This window comes from Paenibacillus sp. BC26 (genome assembly GCF_900116125.1).
Taxonomy (GTDB): domain Bacteria; phylum Bacillota; class Bacilli; order Paenibacillales; family Paenibacillaceae; genus Paenibacillus_Z; species Paenibacillus_Z lignilyticus.
In genome coordinates this window covers 91,108-111,140 of record NZ_FPAD01000004.1, presented here as the reverse complement: position 1 = coordinate 111,140, position 20,033 = coordinate 91,108, and the positions used below count along the sequence as shown (strand labels likewise).

Annotated in this window: 14 protein-coding genes; all 14 read left to right on the top strand. The window is 54.7% G+C overall.

What is annotated here, in order from left to right:
• Nucleotides 1–155 precede the first annotated feature (155 nt).
• The 14 genes from BM412_RS24100 to BM412_RS24030 all read left to right on the top strand — a co-directional run bounded on the left by BM412_RS24100 (nt 156) and on the right by BM412_RS24030 (nt 19,789).
• Nucleotides 156–1,046: a phosphoribosylaminoimidazolesuccinocarboxamide synthase gene (locus BM412_RS24100; RefSeq protein ID WP_091224086.1), complete on the top strand. Its 891-nt coding sequence runs from the start codon at nt 156–158 to the stop codon at nt 1,044–1,046.
• Between the two features lie 320 nt (nt 1,047–1,366).
• On the top strand, nt 1,367–1,609 hold the full coding sequence (gene purS / locus BM412_RS24095; RefSeq protein WP_090978904.1) for a phosphoribosylformylglycinamidine synthase subunit PurS: 243 nt from the start codon (nt 1,367–1,369) through the stop codon (nt 1,607–1,609).
• Between the two features lie 3 nt (nt 1,610–1,612).
• Nucleotides 1,613–2,308 (top strand): phosphoribosylformylglycinamidine synthase subunit PurQ, encoded by a 696-nt coding sequence (purQ, locus tag BM412_RS24090; protein ID WP_091224085.1) that lies wholly within the window; start codon nt 1,613–1,615, stop codon nt 2,306–2,308.
• On the top strand, nt 2,286–4,529 hold the full coding sequence (gene purL, locus BM412_RS24085; RefSeq protein ID WP_091224084.1) for a phosphoribosylformylglycinamidine synthase subunit PurL: 2,244 nt from the start codon (nt 2,286–2,288) through the stop codon (nt 4,527–4,529). Before purQ ends, purL begins: the two co-directional genes overlap by 23 nt.
• Entirely contained in the window at nt 4,514–5,992 is a 1,479-nt protein-coding gene (gene purF / locus BM412_RS24080) for an amidophosphoribosyltransferase (RefSeq protein ID WP_091224083.1), read from the top strand. The genes purL and purF overlap by 16 nt, the downstream gene beginning before the upstream one ends.
• 226 nt (nt 5,993–6,218) lie before the next feature.
• Nucleotides 6,219–7,262, top strand: a complete 1,044-nt coding sequence (gene purM, locus BM412_RS24075; RefSeq protein ID WP_091224082.1) for a phosphoribosylformylglycinamidine cyclo-ligase — start codon at nt 6,219–6,221, stop codon at nt 7,260–7,262.
• Nucleotides 7,262–7,873: a phosphoribosylglycinamide formyltransferase gene (gene purN / locus BM412_RS24070; protein ID WP_091224081.1), complete on the top strand. Its 612-nt coding sequence runs from the start codon at nt 7,262–7,264 to the stop codon at nt 7,871–7,873. Before purM ends, purN begins: the two co-directional genes overlap by 1 nt.
• 765 nt (nt 7,874–8,638) lie before the next feature.
• Nucleotides 8,639–10,186 carry a bifunctional phosphoribosylaminoimidazolecarboxamide formyltransferase/IMP cyclohydrolase gene (gene purH, locus BM412_RS24065; RefSeq protein WP_091224080.1) on the top strand — a complete coding sequence of 516 codons (1,548 nt, stop codon included), beginning with the start codon at nt 8,639–8,641 and terminating at the stop codon, nt 10,184–10,186.
• Nucleotides 10,187–10,217: 31 nt separating this feature from the next.
• On the top strand, nt 10,218–11,486 hold the full coding sequence (gene purD / locus BM412_RS24060) for a phosphoribosylamine--glycine ligase (protein ID WP_091224079.1): 1,269 nt from the start codon (nt 10,218–10,220) through the stop codon (nt 11,484–11,486).
• A gap of 178 nt (nt 11,487–11,664) precedes the next feature.
• A complete protein-coding gene (gene galA, locus BM412_RS24055) occupies nt 11,665–14,028 on the top strand; it encodes a beta-galactosidase GalA (RefSeq protein ID WP_091224078.1) in 2,364 nt (787 codons plus the stop codon).
• Between the two features lie 1,057 nt (nt 14,029–15,085).
• A complete protein-coding gene (locus BM412_RS24045) occupies nt 15,086–15,985 on the top strand; it encodes a polysaccharide deacetylase family protein (protein WP_177246058.1) in 900 nt (299 codons plus the stop codon).
• 22 nt (nt 15,986–16,007) lie between these two features.
• A complete protein-coding gene (locus BM412_RS24040; protein WP_091224075.1) occupies nt 16,008–17,399 on the top strand; it encodes a hypothetical protein in 1,392 nt (463 codons plus the stop codon).
• 27 nt (nt 17,400–17,426) lie between these two features.
• A complete protein-coding gene (locus BM412_RS24035; RefSeq protein WP_091224074.1) occupies nt 17,427–18,266 on the top strand; it encodes a response regulator transcription factor in 840 nt (279 codons plus the stop codon).
• A complete protein-coding gene (locus tag BM412_RS24030; RefSeq protein WP_091224073.1) occupies nt 18,263–19,789 on the top strand; it encodes a sensor histidine kinase in 1,527 nt (508 codons plus the stop codon). The genes BM412_RS24035 and BM412_RS24030 overlap by 4 nt, the downstream gene beginning before the upstream one ends.
• The last annotated feature ends 244 nt before the right edge of the window (nt 19,790–20,033 follow it).

Sequence of the window (20,033 nt, the reverse complement as noted above, 5' to 3'; positions counted from 1 at the left end):
ATGACTTCGCATGCATGAACATCTTCCGATCGCTGTTGTACCCTGAGTTTCATTTAACTATAAGGGATTATAGGTTGTTCTCCAGATTGTTCATGCCTGCTCCGTCATTACGTGCATAAATCTAAATCAAACCGTTGAAAAAAGGAGAGATTGAAATGACACAAGCGTTGTCCACGGCTGTGGATTATGTGAAGGCGCCGCTGCTATATAAAGGCAAGGTGCGTGAGCTTTATGATCTTGGCGAGCATTATCTCATTGTGGTAACGGACCGCATCAGCGCGTTTGACTATGTGCTGGACCCGGCAGTACCGGAGAAAGGCAATGTGCTGAATCGTTTGTCGGCCTTCTGGTTCGATCAAACGGCGGCAATGATGCCGAATCATATTGTTCACACGGACGTGTACAAGCTTGGCGATCTCGTAACGGAGCCCGAGCTTCTGAAAAACCGCATTATGGTTTCCAAGAAAGCCGAGCGCATCGATATCGAATGTGTCGTTCGCGGCTATATCACCGGCGGCGGTTGGAGACAATATGTGAAAACATCGGCAATTAACGGCATCGAGCTGCCGGAAGGCCTGCGCAAGAACGAGCGTTTTGCAGCGCCGCTGTTCACGCCGGCTGCGAAGAACGACGTTGGCCATGACGAGGACATCCCGTTCGAGCGGATGCAAGAGATGGTCGGCGCCGAGCTGGCGGAAGAGCTTCGCGATAAGAGCATTGCGCTGTACGAATATGCACGCGGCTTCTGCGAAGAGCGCGGTATCATTTTGGCGGATTGCAAGTTCGAGTTCGGCCTTATAGATGGTAAAGTCATTCTCATCGACGAAATCTTCACCCCGGATTCCTCGCGTTTCTGGGCGAAAGACAACTATGTCTACGACATCGAAATCGACAGCATGGACAAAGAACCGGTACGTACCTACCTGCTCGGCTCCGACTGGGACCGCGACAGCAAACCGGCTCCACTCCCGCAAGCCGTCGTAGAAGAAACAACCAACCGCTACCTGGCGATCTACAAAGCGCTAACAGGCGAAGCACTGGTCTAGTAACCCAAAACCCGCGAGTCAAGCACAGATGGCTCGCACCACATAAATCAGGCGACGCAAGCGGCGGCGAATAGCCCCGCGCAGCGAGCCCAGGATGCTCCCAGAGCATCCTGCAAAATAAGTGTTTTACCAGGATGGGCGAAGCAAATAAGTGGTGTGTCGAGCCGTAGAGCGCTAGCGCTCGCCTTTGAACTTGGGAAACATCCGCGAGGATATCGTTCAAGTTTCCCCAAGTTCAACAGCGACGGAGGCCGACATATCCACGTTTTGCGCAGCTCTCCCATCCCAAAAACCCCATTTTCCAGGAGGCGACCCCCCAAATGAAGGCTAAAGTTTACGTAACGATCAAACAAAACGTGCTTGACCCGCAAGGCAGCGCTGTTCAAGGCGCGCTGCACACGATGGGCTTCGAGGAAGTTGGCAAAGTCCGCATCGGCAAATATTTGGAACTGAACCTAGATACTACGGATCGTGCAGAAGCGGAAGCTCGTCTGAAAGCGATGTGCGAGAAGCTGCTGGCGAACACAGTAGTGGAAGACTACCGTTTTGAATTGGAGGGCTAAACGATGAAGTTCGCGGTTATCGTTTTTCCGGGCTCCAACTGTGATATCGACTGCTTCAAAGCAGTAGAAGATACAATCGGCCAGCAAGTCGAATACGTATGGCATACGGCTACGGATCTTTCCGCGTATGATGCGATTCTCGTTCCGGGCGGATTCTCTTACGGTGACTACCTGCGCTGCGGCGCGATCGCTCGTTTTGCACCGGTTATGAACGAAGTTGTAAAAGCTGCCGAGGCGGGCAAGTTCATTCTCGGCATCTGCAACGGGTTCCAAATCCTCACGGAGGCGGGCCTGCTGCCGGGCGCACTGCGCCGCAACAACGGCATGAAATTCATCTGCCAGCAAACACAGCTGGAAGTCGTCAACAACGCAACAGCATTTACCAGCCAATACAGCGCCGGCGAAATGATCGATATTCCGATCGCCCATGGCGAAGGCAACTACTACTGCGACGACGAAACGCTCGCGCAGCTCAAAGCAAACAACCAAATTGTGTTCCGTTATGCGGGTGACACGAACCCGAACGGTTCCATTGACAATATCGCGGGAATCAGCAATGAGCGCGGCAACGTGGTCGGCATGATGCCGCATCCGGAGCGCGCGGTCGATCAACTGCTTGGCTCGGAAGACGGCAAACGGATGTTTACATCGATTTTGAATGCTTGGAGGGAACAAAATGGCGCAGCAGTTAACAGCTAAAGAACCGACAGCGGAACAAATTGCGGATCAACGCATTTATACGCAGTTCGGTGTGACGGATCATGAATATGAACTGGTTTGCGGTTTTCTGGGACGCAAGCCGAACTATACGGAAATCGGCGTTTTCAGTGTGATGTGGTCGGAGCATTGTTCCTACAAGAACTCGAAGAAAATCCTGAAGAAGTTCCCGATCACCGGACCAAAGGTATTGATGGGTCCCGGCGAGGGCGCGGGTATCGTCGATATCGGCGACAACCAAGCGGTTGTTTTCAAAATCGAATCGCATAACCATCCGTCCGCAGTTGAGCCTTACCAAGGCGCAGCAACAGGCGTAGGCGGCATTATCCGCGACATTTTCTCCATGGGTGCTCGTCCGGTCGCGCTGCTGAACAGCTTGCGTTTCGGTAACCTTGAGAATCCGCGCGTTAAATATCTGTTCGAGCACGTAGTTGGCGGTATCGCTGGCTATGGTAACTGTATCGGGATTCCGACAGTTGCAGGCGAAGTTATGTTCGATGAGAGCTACGAAGGCAATCCACTTGTTAACGCAATGTGCGTGGGTCTGATCGATCATGATAAAATCCAGCGCGGCGTGGCAAAAGGCGTAGGCAACCCGGTATTCTATGTAGGTCCTGCAACCGGCCGCGACGGTATTCACGGTGCGACATTCGCATCGGTTGAATTGTCCGAAGAGTCCGAAGAGAAACGTACCGCTGTCCAAGTAGGCGATCCATTCATGGAGAAGCTGGTTATGGAAGCGACACTTGAACTTATTGATTCCGGCATCGTAGTCGGTATTCAAGATATGGGAGCAGCGGGTCTGACTTGCTCCAGCGCGGAGATGGCTTCCAAAGCGGGTAACGGCTTGGAGCTGTACCTCGACGAGGTGCCGCAGCGCGAAGAAGGCATGACACCTTACGAAATGATGCTGTCCGAGTCGCAAGAGCGTATGCTGTTCGTCGTTGAACCGCAGCATGAAGCGCAAGCGCAGGAAATTTTTGACCGTTGGGGCATTATCTGCGTGAAGGTTGGTAAAGTTACGGATGACGGCCGTCTGCGTCTGTTCCACCAAGGCGAAGAAGTGGCGAATATGCCGGTAAAAGCGCTCGTTGACGAGTGCCCAATGTACGACAAACCTTCTCAAGAGCCTGCTTACTACGCGGCAAATGCGGCAATCGATACGACTGCATATCCGGAAGTAACGGATCTGACAGGCGCATTGAAGCAAGTGCTGGCTTCGCCGACAGTGGCGAGCAAAGAGTGGGTTTACAACCAATATGACTACATGGTGCGCACAAGCACTGCCGTTCAACCGGGCTCCGATGCTGCGGTTGTCACGATTCGCGGAACGCGCAAAGCGCTTGCGATGACTACAGATTGCAACGGCCGCTATGTATACCTCGATCCTGAAGTAGGCGGACGTATCGCGGTAGCGGAAGCAGCGCGTAACATCGTATGTTCCGGTGCTGAGCCGCTCGCGATTACGGACAACCTGAACTTCGGCAGCCCGGAGAAGCCGGAAGTGTTCTGGCAAATCGAGAAGGCGGCAGACGGTATTTCCGAAGCTTGCCGTACGCTTGATACGCCGGTAATCGGCGGTAACGTCAGCTTGTACAACGAGAACGCAAAAGGCGCGATTTACCCAACGCCGGTTATCGGTATGGTTGGACTCGTGCAAGACGTTGATCATATTACGACGCAAGGCTTCAAAGCGGAAGGCGATGTTATTTTCATTGCCGGCGAAACGAAGCATGAGCTTGGCGGAAGTGAATTGCAATACGTGCTGCAAGGCAAGAGCGAAGGACGTCCTCCGCAAATTGACCTCGCAACGGAGAAGAAATTGCTTGATGGCGTGCTTGGCGCGATCCGCGAAGGTCTTGTCGCTTCGGCGCATGACTTGTCCGAGGGCGGCCTAGCGGTTGCGCTTGCGGAATCCGCAATCAGCGGCAAGCTCGGCGCTGAAGTGGACATTACGACAGACCTGCGTCCTGACGCTGCTTTGTTCAGCGAAACGCAATCCCGTATCTTACTTTCGGCGAAGCCGGAGCAAGCACAAGCGCTGCAGAAGTACCTGACAGACAAAGGCGTACCGAACGCGGCACTCGGCGTCGTACGCACAAGCGGACTTGTTGTTACTGTTAATGGCAAACCGGGCATCAACGCACCGGTTGATCAACTGGAGAAGGTTTGGAAGGATGCGATTCCATGTCTGATGAAATAAAACAGCTGCCGAAGCTGTGGACAGGCGATCACTATAACGAAGGCATTGGCCGGGATGATATTTTTGATAAATTGCGCGAAGAGTGCGGCGTATTCGGGGTGTACGGCATCCCGGATGCCTGCTCCCTCGGTTACTACGGGCTGCACGCGCTGCAGCACCGCGGCGAAGAGAGCTCCGGCATGGCAGCAGTGGAATCAACGACCGGCAAGTTTACGTACCACCGGGGCATGGGTCTTGTCAAAGAAGTGTTCGACCAGGCAACGCTGGAAGGCCTTCCGGGCAACTGCGTCATCGGCCATGTGCGCTATTCGACTGCAGGGGAAAGCAAGCTCGCGAATGCGCAGCCGCTTGTCTTCAAATATCGTGACGGCGATCTCGCTGTCGCAACGAACGGAAATATCGTGAACGCGCCTTCGATCCGCAAGGAGCTGGAGAGCCAGGGCTCGATTTTCCAAACGACTAGCGATACCGAAGTGATTGCCCATCTGATTGCGCGCTCGAGCAAAGACTTCGTCAGTGCGGCAAAAGATGCGCTGCAGCGGATTATTGGCGGTTTTGCTTTTCTCATTATGACGAATGACAAGCTGCTTGTTGCCTCTGACGGCCATGGCCTTCGTCCGCTCGTCATGGGGAAACTGGACGGCGGTTATGTATTCGCTTCGGAGACCTGCGCGCTTGAAACTTGCGGCGCTGAATATGTACGCGACGTGCAGCCGGGCGAGCTGCTTGTGCTGGATAAGAACGGTCTGCGTGAGGATCGTTTCGAGAAGCTGGAGCGCCGCGCGACTTGTGCGATGGAATATATTTATTTTGCAAGACCGGATAGCGATATTAACGGAATCAACCTGCACTCGGCGCGTAAGCGCATGGGGCAGAAGCTGGCGCTCGAAGCGTTCTTCGATGCCGATCTGGTAACGGGCGTACCGGATTCCAGTATTTCGGCCGCCATCGGTTATGCGGAGCAAACGGGCATTCCGTATGAGCTCGGTCTGATCAAGAACAAGTATACGGGCCGTACGTTCATTCAACCTTCGCAAGAGCTTCGCGAGAAGGGTGTCAAAATGAAGCTGTCCGCGGTTCGCAAAGTGGTGGAAGGCAAGCGCGTTGTCATGATCGATGACTCGATCGTGCGCGGTACGACGAGCCTTCGCATCGTTAACCTGCTTCGCGAAGCAGGCGCGACCGAGGTTCATGTGTGCATTACTTCGCCTCCGTTCAAGAACCCTTGCTACTACGGCATCGACACGCCTGACCGCAAGGAATTGATTGCTTCGCAGAAGACGGTTGAAGAAATTCGTCAGGCGATCAATGCGGATTCTTTATATTTCTTAAGCCATGAAGGCTTTATTGAAGCTGTCGGCGGTAACGACGGCGAATACAATCGCGGAATGTGCTTGGCTTGCTTCGATAATGATTACCCGACACCGGTGGATCCGACTTCGGAGAAAAGCTGCAGCTGCTAGTGTAAGGTGAAGGCAGCTGCCTGCGGCCGATATGGGTCTCCACTCGCTGTTGTATTCGGATTTCTTGAACAAGTGTTATAAGGTAGGAATCCGAATACAAAGGCGACCGCTAACGCTGTTCCGACTCCATATCGGACTCCGGCCGCTTTTTCACCTTGGGGTATGATCCGAAAGACAAACCTTGATCACCTAAGGTTTGATGAAATAATTCTAAGGAGTGACTATCGTGTCAGAAGCTTATAAACAAGCCGGCGTTGACATTTCGGCAGGTAATGAAGCGGTTGAACGGATGAAGAAACACGTGAAGAAGACGTTCCGTCCGGAAGTATTGACGGATCTTGGCGGCTTCGGTGGTCTGTTTGGCCTTAATAAAGACAAGTACGAGGAGCCGGTATTGGTTTCGGGCACGGATGGTGTCGGTACGAAGCTGAAGGTTGCTTTTGCGATGGACAAGCATGACACGATCGGTATTGATGCGGTTGCGATGTGCGTGAACGACATTATCGTTCAAGGCGCGGAGCCGCTGTTCTTCCTTGATTACCTGGCTTGCGGCAAAGTAGAGCCTGCGAAGATCGAAGCGATCGTGAAAGGGATTTCCGACGGCTGCGTGCAGTCCGGCTGCGCTCTGATCGGCGGCGAAACGGCTGAAATGCCTGGTATGTACCAAGGCGACGAGTACGATATCGCTGGTTTTACAGTCGGCATCGTAGACAAGAAAAACATCATCGACGGCAAAACGATCGCTCCCGGCGATGTCGTGCTGGGTCTCGCTTCGAGCGGTATCCACAGCAACGGCTTCTCCCTCGTTCGTCGTTTGCTTCTTGAGACAGCTGGTTACGGTCTTAACGATGCATTGCCTGAGCTTGGCGGCAAAACGCTTGGCGAAGTGATCATCGAGCCGACTCGGATTTATGTGAAATCCGTTCTTGAGCTGATCAAACAAGTACAAGTTAAAGGGATGGCCCATATTACAGGCGGCGGATTCATTGAGAACATTCCGCGGGTTCTGCCTGAAGGCGTGAACGTAGAGATTGCTTACGGATCATGGCCGATTCAACCGATCTTCGGGCTGATGCAAGAGAAAGGCTCGATCACAAACCGCGATATGTTCACGACCTTCAACATGGGCGTGGGTATGGTCGTTGTCGTTCCTGCTGAACAAGCCGAAGACGCGCTGCGCATTGCACGCGAGCTTGGCGAAGATGCCTACATCATCGGCAAAGTAACGGAAGGCAGCCGTGTAGTCACCTTTACGGGAGCTGACGTTTAATGGCCGGAATGCGCGTCGCCGTGTTTGCTTCGGGCTTCGGCTCGAACTTCGGGGCGCTCGTGGATGCGGCAAAAAACCAAAGGCTCGATGGCGCAAGCCTCGAGCTTCTTGTTTGTGATAAGCCGGAGGCGCCTGTAGTTGCGCGTGCTCGTGAAGCCGATGTTGATGTTTTTGCGTTTCGACCGAAGGAGTACGCTTCTCGTGAAGCGTACGAAACGGAGATTCTGGCGGAGCTGAAGCGACGCGGAATCGAACTGATCGTACTGGCCGGCTATATGCGGATTCTGACGCCGGTGCTCGTTGAGCCGTTCTTCGGACGGATGATCAACGTGCATCCGTCGCTGCTGCCCGCTTTTCCGGGCGTGAACGGGATTGGCCAGGCGCTGGCCTACGGCGTGAAGGTGACGGGGGTCACCGTTCACTACGTGGACGGCGGCCTGGACAGCGGCCCGATCATCGCGCAGCGCACAGTCGAGGTCGCGGACGGCGACACGCTGGAGACGCTCGCACCGCGAATCCACGCGGCGGAGCAAGCGCTGCTCCCGTGGGTCGTCTCGCGCATCGCCGCCGGGGCGGTCGCGATCGACGGCCGGCACGTGAGCGTGAAGTAGATCGAGTTGGTGAAGGTCGTCTGGAGAGCTACATTGGCGGAAAACTAGTGTGACTGAGTGGATATAGATTATCTGGTGAGCTACATGGTTGAGAAACTAGTGTGGTTGAGCGGATGTAGATCATCTGGGTAGCTACATGGTTGAGAAACAGTGTGGTTGAGCGAGAGGTACCAGTTACCGTACTTGAGTGGGAAATCGGAGATTTAGGCTAAAGAGAGGTACTGGTTACCTCACATTGGTGTGAATACGGCGATTTTGAGCTAAAAGGGGTACTGGTTACCTCACATTAGTGTGAATGCGGCGATTTTGAGCTAAGAGGGGTACTAGTTACCGCACACACGACAAATTAAGCCCAAGAGTAGCCCTCAGAGCAACACATTGGCTGGAAACCGACAAATCAAGCCCAAGAGTAGCCCTCAGAGCAACACATGAGCTGGAAACCGACGAATCAAGCCCAAGAGTAGCCCTCAGAGCAACACATGAGCTGGAAACCGACGAATCGAGCCCAAGAGTAGCACCTAGAGCAACAGATTGGCTGGAAACGGACGAATCAAGCCCAAGAGTAGCACCTAGAGCAACATTTGAGCTGACCATATCAAAGCGTGAGTAAGTTTCAAACAAATAGATGCAAGTTGGCGCGCGCTCCGACGGAGCTGCGCGCAAGGGTTATGCTTTCGGAGCTGGCGTTTAGCTTACGATGCAAGGGATTGCTTACAATAGGCGTGCTCCATCGGAGCGGCGCAAAAACTTTTAGGAGGTTCTATTTTGACCATTCGCAGAGCACTTATTAGCGTATCGGATAAGACGGGGATTGTGGAGTTTTCGCGGGCATTGGCTGGACTGGGCGTGCAAATTATTTCGACGGGCGGTACGGCGAGCCTGCTGGAGAAGGAAGGCGTTCCGGTTATCGGGATTTCCGATGTAACGGGCTTTCCGGAGATTTTGGACGGTCGCGTAAAAACGCTGCACCCTGCCGTACACAGCGGCCTGCTTGCCGTTCGCGATGACGAAGAGCATCAGAAAGCGATGCAAGAGCTTGGCCTCGACTACATCGACCTGGTTGTCGTGAACCTGTATCCTTTTGCAGCCACGATTGCGAAACCGGATGTATCCTATGAGGATGCGATCGAGAACATCGACATCGGCGGTCCGACCATGCTTCGTTCGGCAGCGAAGAACCACGCGTTCGTAACCGTTGTCGTAGACGCGGCAGACTACCAAACCGTGCTCGAAGAAGTGAAAGCGCAAGGCGACACGACGCTTGAGACTCGTAAGAGCCTCGCAGCGAAAGTGTTCCGCCACACCGGCGCTTACGATGCGCTCATCTCGGACTACCTCTCGAAGCTGCAAGGCAATCCGCTTCCGGAGAGCTACACGGTGACTTACGAGAAAGTGCAGGATCTGCGTTATGGCGAGAACCCGCATCAGAAAGCAGCGTTCTACCGCAAGCCGCTTGCATCCGCAGGCAACATCACGACGGCTGAGCAGCTGCACGGCAAAGAGCTCTCCTACAACAATATCAACGACGCTAACGCGGCGCTTGCCATTGTAAAAGAATTCAATGAACCGGCTGTCGTAGCGGTCAAACATATGAACCCTTGCGGCGTGGGCATCGGCAGCGACATCCACGAAGCCTACCAGAAAGCATACGCAGCAGATCCAACTTCGATCTTCGGCGGCATTGTGGCGGCTAACCGTACAATCGGCGTGGAGACCGCTAAACTGCTGAGCGAGATTTTCCTGGAGATCGTTATTGCTCCGGACTTCACGCCTGAGGCGCTTGAAGTGCTGACGAAGAAGAAGAACATCCGCCTGATGAAGCTCGGCGAAATCCAAGCGGCCAGCGAGCGCAAGCCGGAATGGCTCGTAACAAGCGTAGACGGCGGCATGCTCGTGCAAGAGAGCGACGTCCACAGCCTGACGGAAGCGGACATCCAAGTCGTGACGAACCGCAAGCCAACAGAAGAAGAGCTGAAGCAGCTGCTATTCGGTTGGAAAGTCGTGAAGCATGTGAAATCGAACGCGATCCTTCTGGCATCGGACGACATGACGGTAGGCGTAGGCGCAGGCCAAATGAACCGTGTCGGTGCAGCACGCATCGCGATCGAGCAAGCAGGCGACAAAGCACAAGGCGCAGTTCTTGCTTCCGACGCGTTCTTCCCAATGGGCGACACGCTGGAGCTGGCAGCGAAAGCCGGCATTACGGCGGTTATTCAACCGGGCGGTTCGATCAAGGATGAGGAATCGATCGCAGTAGCGAATGCGCATAACATTGCGATGGTGCTGACAGGCGTTCGTCATTTTAAACACTAGTACAGGCTTGGCATAAAAGGAGGGGTTTCCTGTGCGGATTATGGTCATCGGCGGCGGCGGGCGTGAGCACGCGATCGTCTGGGCGCTGAATAAGAGCGATAAAGTAAGCAAGATTTTCTGTGCGCCGGGCAACGCAGGTATTGCGGAGCTGGCAGAATGCGCGCCAATTCCGGTTAACCGGTTTGACGAACTCATTCAGTTTGCATGCGATAACGCGGTGGATCTGGTCTTCGTAGGACCGGATGATCCGCTTGCGGACGGGATCGTCGACGCTTTCGAAGCGCGCAATATTCCGGTATACGGACCTCGCAAGAATGCGGCAGAAATCGAAGGCAGCAAAATCTTCATGAAAAATTTGCTGAAGAAGTACGAGATTCCGACAGCGAAATACGAGACGTTCACCGAATACGAGACGGCACTGGCTTACTTGCGTGAGCAAGAGCTGCCGATCGTGGTCAAGGCTGACGGTCTCGCGGCAGGCAAAGGCGTAACGGTTGCGGCAACGTTGGAAGAAGCCGAAGAAGCGCTCCACGGCATGATGGTGGGCAAAGTGTTCGGCGAATCCGGCGGACGCGTCGTGATTGAAGAATTCCTGTCGGGACAAGAGATGTCGATTCTGGCCTTTGTGGATGGCGAAACGGTGCGCGCAATGGTGCCGGCTCAAGATCACAAGCCTGTCTACGACAACGACAAAGGACCAAATACAGGCGGTATGGGCACGTATTCTCCGCTGCCGCATATCGATCCGGCTATCGTGGAAGAGTCCATCGAGAACATCATCAAGCCGACTGCTCGGGCAATGGTCAGCGAAGGTCGTCCGTTCCGCGGCGTCCTATTCGCAGGGCTGATGATTACGAAGGACGGTCCTAAAACGATTGAGTTCAATGCGCGGATGGGCGATCCGGAGACGCAAGTTGTCCTGCCTCGCCTCAAGACCGACCTGCTCGATATCGTGCTCGCTTCGCTGAACGGACGCCTCGATCAGCTTGAGATCGAGTGGAGCGACGAAGCTGCGGTATGCGTCATTGCCGCATCCGAAGGTTACCCGGCTGCCTATCCGAAGGGCCTTCCGATCTCAGGCCTGGATGCTGCAAAAGCGCAAGGCGCGCTCGTGTTCCACGCCGGAACGGCACTGTCTGCCGAAGGCGAGATCGTCACGAACGGCGGACGCGTGCTCGGCATCGTCGGCCGTGGCAGCGATATTGCGGAAGCGCGCGCGAAGGCGTACGAAGCGGCGGCTGCGATTCATTTTGACGGCATGCACTGTCGGACCGATATTGCGGCGAAAGCGCTGAAATAGTAAGCAACAAGCAACATCTAACAGAGAGTTGTCCATCACCGGACAACTCTTTTTTTTTCGTTTTCACGGATGATTTCTCACACCATTGCTTCACAAATTCAGGTATGATTTGAAGTGAATGGTTTTATTGGCGGCTATGTCAGGCATCTATTCCATGACCAAGGAGTGAATTCGATTCATGAGACGGAGCAAGGTGGATTTTGACAGGGACTGGTTGTTTTACAGGGGGAATATTGATATTCCGTATGCGGTGAAAGCGGGCGGAGCCGGCAGCCTAACGGATTGCGAGAAAGGCGAGGAGGGCCTGTGGCAGCAGATCGCATTTACGGATAAGAATTCAGGCGTCTCGGTAGCCCCCGATGAGTGGGAGACGGTAAACCTGCCCCATGATTGGCTCGTGGAAGAGGAGTTCTCGAAGGACGGACCGCTGGAGCGCGGCTACAAAAAATCCGGCGTCGGCTGTTACCGCAAAATGTTCGATATTCCGGCCGCCGATGAGGGCAAGAAGATCATCATCGAGTTTGATGGCGTTATGCGGCACAGCAGCGTATGGGTGAACGGCCATTTTGTCGGTACGCATCCCAGCGGCAGCGTTCCTTTCTTCTACGATATTACGGATATCGTTCGTTATGGCGATGAAGGACGCAACGTGATTTTTGTCAAAGTGGATGCCAGGGATTACGAAGGCTGGTGGTATGACGGAGCGGGCATTTACCGCCATGTGTGGCTGACTACAACGGACAGGCTGCATGTCGGTCAGTGGGGAACTTATGTCACTACACCGGCAGTGTCGGAAGCAACGTCAACGGTGCGGATAGAGACGACTGTAAACAATGAATATCGGATCGCAAAAGATTGTGAATTGGTCATCGAAATTGTTGATGCAAACGGGGAAGTCGTTGCGTCTGCGCGTTCGGCGGCAACCATTCCGGACGGTGAAATACATACCTTTGTGCAACAGGTCGAGGTGTCCGATCCACTCCTATGGTCGCTTGAAGCACCGAACCTATACAAAGCCATTGCTATGGTTATAGAAAACGGTACGGAAACGGATCGCTACGAAACGATATTCGGCATTCGCACGATTGAATTCACGACCGACAACGGGTTTTTTTTGAACGGTAAACGGACCGTTATAAAAGGGCTTTGCGTGCATCAAGATTTTGCAGGTGTCGGGGTAGCCCTCCCGGATAGCATCATCGCATACAAATTGCAGCTCCTCCAGGAGATGGGTGCAAACGCTTACCGCTCTGCGCACCATCCGCCAACGAAGGAATTGCTGGAGATGTGCGACCGCATGGGCATCATGGTCATCGATGAGAATCGCCGGCTGGACAGCTCTCCGGAGGGGATCAAGAACCTGAAGCATATGCTCTATCGGGATCGCAATCACCCGAGCATCATTGCATGGTCGCTGGAGAACGAGGAGCAGCTTGAAGGCACCGTGATGGGGGCACGCATCTTGGCGACGCTGGTGCAGGTGACGAAGAAGCTCGACCCGACTCGGCCAACGACTGCGGCGCTGAATCACGGCTTCAATGACGGCGGATATAGCGATGAGCTTGATATCGTCGGCTATAATTACGGGCATAAATGGGGCAGCTTCATCAATGACCATGCCAAACATCCGGAGCGCATCATATACGGCAGCGAAGTCTCTGCTTACGCGGTAACACGGGGGATTTACGAGCATGACGAGTCCAAGGGCTACTGCTCGGAATATGGGACAAGCTGGCGGGAAAATGAATGGCTGAACAGCTGGACGACATCTCCGGAGCAATCATGGGGTGCTGTGGCGGAAAATCCTTTTCTGGCGGGCATGTTTATATGGGCAGGGTTTGATTATCGGGGGGAGCCATCGCCCTTCAAATGGCCGAATATCAATTCGCAATACGGCACGATGGATACATGCGGATTTCCGAAAGACAACTACTACTATTACAAGTCGGCATGGACGGATAAGCCGATGATCCATCTGTTCCCGCACTGGAACTGGCCCGGCAAGGAAGGGCAAGAGATTGACGTTTGGGCGTACAGCAACTTGGATACGATCGAATTGTTCCTCAATGGCGTCTCTGTCGGCGAGCAGAAGCGGAAGCCGAACGGACACGTGGAATGGAAGGTTCCTTATGAGCCGGGCAAGCTGCTGGCTGTAGGCAGAAGAGACGGTGAAATCGTATCGGAAGTAACGGTGGAGACGACAGGGGCGGCTCATCATATACGGCTTATGCCGCATCTAAGTGCGGTGCATGCGAACGATACGGACGCTGTTGCTGTACGTGTCGCGATCTGTGATGAGCAGGGGCGCGTCGTGCCGACTGCGGACAATCTGGTCTATTTCACGGTGAACGGCGGCGGGCGGATTATCGGAGTCGGCAACGGCGATCCGATCTCGCATGAAGCGGATAAAGCAAGCAAACGCAGAGCGTTTAACGGCTACTGCCTCCTCATCCTGCAGGCGGGAACAGAAGTTGGAGCGCTCGAGCTGCGCGCTCATTCAACGGGACTTCTGGATGGGCATGCGATCATTTCGGTAGGCTAGGCTAGCGCCAAAAGTTGCTGGATAGGTGAGGTAACGGTGGAAGAGTGGCTTTGGGGGCAACACATAGGCTGGATTGGAGCAGAAACGGCGGATGAGTGGCTCTGAGGGCAACACAATTGCTGGATTGGTGCAGAAACGGTGGAAGAGTAACTCTGGGGGCAACACATTGGCTGAATTGGTGGAGAAACGGCGGAAGAGTGGCACTGGGAGCAACACATAGGCTGGATTGGTGCAGAAACGGCGGAAGAGTGGCTCTGAGGTCAACACATTTGCTGAATTGGAGCAGAAACGGTGGATGAGTGGCTCTGAGGGCAACACATTTGCTGGATTGGTGCAGAAACGGCGGAAGAGTAGCTCTGGGAGCAACACATAGGCTGGATTGGTACAGAAACGGTGGAAGAGTGGCTTTGGGGGCAACACATAGGCTGGATTGGAGCAGAAACGGCGGATGAGTGGCTCTGAGGGCAACACATTTGCTGGATTGGAGCAGAAACGGTGGATGAGTGGCTCTGGGGGCAACACATGTTTAGAAACAGCTATCAAAACGGCAAGGCAAGGTTACTCTGAGGGTAACCTTGCCGTTTTTGCGTCTAAGAGCGGTAATAGATACCGCACATGGAACGGGATGACCGGGATCGCACGAAAGAACGGTAAATAGTACCGTACATGGAGCGGGATCGCCGCAATAGTGCAGAAGAGCGGTAACCAGTACCGCACATGGAGTGGGTTCGTCGGAATATTGCGGAAGAGCGGTAACAGGTACCGCTCATGGAGCGATACCAGCGACACCAGCGACACCAGCGCTCGAGCAAACAGAAAAGACCGCCTCAAAAGCTGCGTGCGTTTTTGAGGTGGTCTTTTTGCATATTTGCAACCTGCCAGAGTTTTGGAGAGGGTCCATAGTTTGGCATGTGGGGTGTTACTTGTTTGTAACTACTAAATCGCCTAAATCTACTAGCATAGGTAGTAGAAGAAGTGTGAGAGGATTGGTAGGATGCGACAGCTGCGAGAATTGCGACATCGGAGAAGATTAGCCTCATTGATTGTGGTTACGCTAATGATAGGCCTATTGTCGACCAGCTGCGGACTGAGCAAGGATGAATTGGCGGGAGCCGCTCATCCATCGCTTCCTCCGGGGCGAAGTAACAGCGACACGGGAACAAACGCCGACAGTGGCATAGGCAATTCGGAGTCCGGAACCCATGTAGATGACAATCATACGGGATCATCGCCAGGCCAAACCGTTGCGCTCCTGCATCCGCAGCCGCCTGTAATAACGATTGAGCCGCCGGTTATGCTGGATCAACCGACCGAGCAGAACACGGATTTTCTTTCGCCACAAGGCGCGAAGCTGGTTGCCTTGACCTTTGACGACGGGCCGGACGGTCATTACACGCCGGCTATACTCGATATTTTGAAAGCCAAGAAGATACATGCCACTTTCTTTACGGTAGGAACCCAAGTGAAAAGGTACGGCAAAGTCATGAGACGCATTCGCGATGAGGGCAGCGAGATCGGCAATCACAGCTATGCGCATAAGGATTTGTCAAAGCTTGACAGCAACCCTATTTTGAATCAAATTAAATGGACGGACGAATTAATTCATAAACAGATCGGATATGTGCCCCGCTTGGTCAGAGCGCCGTATGGTGCCACCTCGCCGTTATTGAAGCAGATTGTAAAAGATAACGGACGCGAGCTGATCGGCTGGACGGTCGATACGCGCGATTGGGCGGGCAGCTCGGTGGCGGCAATGCGGGCTAACGTGAATAAGAACACGCATCCCGGCGGCATTATTTTGATGCATTCTTTCGGAAGCAAACATGTCAGCAATACGGTAGAACTTCTGCCGCTCATCATTAAGGATCTGCAAAACAAAGGCTATACCTTCGTTACCGTGAGTGAGCTGCTGGCTGCCAAAGCACATAGCAATCATGCCAAGACGAAGCAAGGCTGACAGTGCGGAAGGAGCACGAGGGATGAACATATCGCAATGGATGAAACATACCGCTGTTCTGGTCGGCACCTTGCTCTGCTTCTTGGCGGTAACGGGCTGTCAGTACAGCGCCACGCCGGCTGATCTGCTGCTTAACCCAAGGTCGACGCCGGAGAACGCCGAGCTGGCTGCTGCCATTCGCGATCATCTCCCGGCGAGAGCCAAGCTGTCGCTGGCCATGCAAGAGCGGTCGAATTCGGCCGTGGTCAAAATGGATGCGGACGGCGATGGGAAGCAGGAGGCTTTTGTCATCTATTCGGATGAGAGCGGGACGGAGCATGTGATGGTGCTGAAGCGCAGTGCGGATATCGGCTGGCAGCAGTGGTTTTCGTTCGCCGAAACATCCAGCTACGGGATCGATGTATTGCGCACGGTGGATTTGGACCGGGACGGGGAGCCTGAGGTGCTGATCGGGTGGAATCAATACGGGGAGCCACAGCATATTTTGACCCTGTATCATGTGCCTTCGACCAGCGGAATCGTAGCACCTAAGCCGATAGCGGAGCTGCCTTACGATACGTTCGGACTCGGGGATGCGGAAGGAGACGGTCACGACGAGATTGCTTTAATTCAGCTGCAGCGTCAGAAGCTGACGGCTTCAATTGGGATCTATCATTTTGCGGGGGATCGTGCGACGAAGATGGCTTCCGCCCCGCTCGACGGTTCGGTAAATGAATACTTACAGGTGAAGCTTGGCAAAATCGCAAAGGATCAATATGGCGTGCTCGCAGATGCCGCGATTGGCGCGAACTCTTCCATGACGACCATGTATGCCTGGAAAGCAGGCAAGCTGGTTCCGATCTATCCGCCTAAACAAGCCGGCGACGAGAATGTGCAGATCAATGCGACCATGCAGCTAAGCGATGATGGCAACGGGGATGGGATTCTGGACGTAATCGAGCTTCGGGAAGCGCCCGGCCAATCTGAAGGTGTCGCCTACAGCGATTTGCTCTGGATTCAGCAATATAAGCAGTGGAACGGTGTCGATGGGTTTGACGTCGTTGGCGAACAATATGTGGATACGAATCGGTCCTATGCGCTGACGCTGCCGATGGAATGGAGCCAGTACACATTCCGAAGACTAACGGATGGGAATAGCGACGATGTTGCGCTTGACCGCTTTGAGGAGGAAACGAATCGGCGCGAGGAGATTTTGGCGCTGCGCGTGATCCCGATTGCGGAGTGGAACGAGAAGGAACAGCAGCTGCAAGAGGAAGGGAGCCGCTTCGAGCAGCTTGGCAGCGGTAGCGGGCTTGTTTATGTAGCGATATGGCATGCTCCGCTTATTAAGGAAGATGGAGCGAAGCCAAGCGGCATCTTCCCGCCTGATGAGGCGACGATGCGCAAGCTCTTCAAGCTGCTGCCGGAAGAATAGGTCTGAGTAAAGAGGGGGACGGCTGCTTTGAAAATATTGATTGTTGAGGATGAAGAAGCGATTCGCGGGTTTGTCCGCATTAATTTAAAACGAGGCGGCATGGAAGTAACGGAGGCCGAGGATGGGGAAACCGCTTTGGCGCTTGCGCAGGCGGCTTCCCCGCCTTTCGATGTGGCCCTGCTGGATCTGATGCTGCCCGGTATTAGCGGGTTTGAAGTGTGCGAGCAGCTGAGACAGCAGTTTCCCCGCATGGGCATCATTATGCTGACGGCGAAGTCGCAGGAGGAAGACAAGATCCGCGGCTTGGAGCTAGGCGCGGATGATTATGTGCAGAAGCCGTTCAGCCCGGGCGAGCTTGTCGCCCGGCTGAACGCGCTTAAGCGGCGCATGCAGCCGCTTGGCGATGAGCCGGCGGGCGGTGGCGACGGGGCTGGGGGAGCTTCAGCTGCCGAGGCAGCAGCCATGCCTGCGGCGGCGCAAGCGCAACCGCCGCAACCGCAAGGCTCCGGCGGCTCGGCGCAAGGCGCAGCGCAGCAGCCGGTGCCGCAGCGGCCCGGCGAGCTGAGCTCGGGGCTGTTCCGCCTGTCTTCGGCGGAGCGCCGGCTGTGGAAGGATGGCGTCGAGATCGTGCTGACGCCGACGGAATGGACGCTTGTGAAGCTGCTGATGGAGCGGGAAGGCGAGGGGCTTAGCCGCGATGATATCCTGAACGCGGTATGGGGACGCCACTACGTCGGCGATCTGAAGATCGTCGATGTGAACATTCGCCGCATCCGCCAGAAGATCGAAATCCAGCCGTCCGATCCGCAGCATATCGAGACGCTGTGGGGGTATGGCTACCGCTGGAAACGGAGCGACGAGCAATGAGAAGCCTGCGCACACGCATCGTATGGAGCTATGGCATCCTGATCGTGCTCGTAGTCGTGATGCTCGGTTCGATGTTCGTGACCCTCGTCTGGAACTACTATTACAGCAGCGCGGTCGGCTCTGTTCTGCAGCGTGCAGAGACGGAGGCGGCCCTACATAATCGGATGATCGCGTATGAGCCGATGAGAGAGAAAGCCAGGTACATGCTGCAAAATATGTCCGAAGGGACGGCCCATCTCCAGCTGCTTACCGGCTCCGGCGTTATCGTCGTCGACAGCAACGGACTTGGCGGCGATGGCAAGCTAGCGGAAACGCCCGATGTCAGGCGGGCGATCTACGGCGGCAAAGGGGTCTGGCGCGGCACGGACCCGTTGACGAACGAGCGGATCGCGGCGGTTACGCTGCCGGTTAAGCAAGGTCAGCGCGTAGTGGCGATGTTTCGCTATACCGCCTCGCTCAAGGAAGTGGACACAACCGTCCGCAATGTGCTGTGGATTACGCTGCTTGTCGGTACGGTTGTCGTGCTGCTCTTCTTTACGACGAGCGTGTTGATCGCGAACCGAATCGCCAAACCGATTCGCAATCTAACGCGAGTCGCCGAGAAGATGGCCGAAGGCGATTGGACCCGCCGCGCCGCGCCTCATGATCGGGACGAGATCGGCCGGCTTGCGGAAACGCTGAACACGATGGCCTCCGAGCTGACGCGGCGAGAGAAGCTGAAGGAGGACTTCATCTCCTCGATCTCCCATGAGCTGCGGACACCGCTCACCTCGATTAAAGGCTGGAGCGAGACGCTGGCCTCCGGCGATCCGAGCGATGTAGAAGAGCTGAATCTGGGGCTGAAGATCATCGATCGGGAGACGGAACGGTTGGCCGGACTCGTTGAGGACTTGCTCGACTTCTCGAAGCTCTATGCCAAGAGCATCGTGCTCCATCCCGAGGCGCTCGACATCCGGAAGACGATCGAAGAAACGCTCCGCCAGTTCGAAGCGCGCGGGCAGCGGGAGTCGATCAAGATAACAGGAACAAGCGGGGACAAGCCGCTTGTTGCGGAAGTCGATGCCAATCGCCTCAAGCAGGTGTTCATCAACGTGCTCGACAATGCGCTGAAGTTTACGCCGCGAAACGGGACCATTACGGTAACGGCGGATCAAGACGACGGGATGGCCCGAATCCGCATCCAAGATACGGGAAGCGGCATTTCGCCTGAGGATTTGCCCCATGTGACCGAGAAGTTCTACAAAGGGACAAGCCAGCGCTCCGGAAGCGGACTTGGCCTGGCCATCTGCAAAGAGATCGTCGAGCTGCATGGCGGGAGCTTCCGTCTGGAGAGTACGGTTGGCGAAGGAACAACGGTGACGATTGCATTACCTCTGATCCGCACACAGCAGCAGAACCAACAGCAGCAGAACCAACAGCAACAGAACCAGCAACAGCAGAACCAACAGCAACAGAACCAGCAACAGCAGAACCAACAACAGCAGCATCCCCAACAGCCGCCGGAAGCGGCAAACCCAAAATAACCCGATCGGCAGCAGCCGACCGGGTTATTTTGGAGCTTGCATTTATTCTTTATAGAACAGCGACTTGTGATTCTTGGTTACATAGGCAATCGCGATAATCGCCAACAGGATAACAAGGCTGGAGAACCAATGTGCGGTGATCCAGTCGATAAAAGCTGGCATACACAGCCCCCTCGGGTGAAGCGAGATAAAGTTAGTGTGCCAGTTATTAGGCGAGTTATGCGTTTCTGCCCAGCGAGGCAGC

Bases quoted from the DNA above. Each gene is read 5' to 3' on its own strand.
- purF (WP_091224083.1), top strand. From the start codon at position 4,514: ATGTCTGATGAAATAAAACAGCTGCCGAAGCTGTGGACAGGCGATCAC.
- galA (WP_091224078.1), top strand. From the start codon at position 11,665: ATGAGACGGAGCAAGGTGGATTTTGACAGGGACTGGTTGTTTTACAGG.
- BM412_RS24045 (WP_177246058.1), top strand. From the start codon at position 15,086: ATGATAGGCCTATTGTCGACCAGCTGCGGACTGAGCAAGGATGAATTG.
- purL (WP_091224084.1), top strand. From the start codon at position 2,286: ATGGCGCAGCAGTTAACAGCTAAAGAACCGACAGCGGAACAAATTGCG.
- BM412_RS24040 (WP_091224075.1), top strand. From the start codon at position 16,008: ATGAACATATCGCAATGGATGAAACATACCGCTGTTCTGGTCGGCACC.
- purS (WP_090978904.1), top strand. From the start codon at position 1,367: ATGAAGGCTAAAGTTTACGTAACGATCAAACAAAACGTGCTTGACCCG.
- BM412_RS24100 (WP_091224086.1), top strand. From the start codon at position 156: ATGACACAAGCGTTGTCCACGGCTGTGGATTATGTGAAGGCGCCGCTG.
- purN (WP_091224081.1), top strand. From the start codon at position 7,262: ATGGCCGGAATGCGCGTCGCCGTGTTTGCTTCGGGCTTCGGCTCGAAC.
- BM412_RS24030 (WP_091224073.1), top strand. From the start codon at position 18,263: ATGAGAAGCCTGCGCACACGCATCGTATGGAGCTATGGCATCCTGATC.
- purQ (WP_091224085.1), top strand. From the start codon at position 1,613: ATGAAGTTCGCGGTTATCGTTTTTCCGGGCTCCAACTGTGATATCGAC.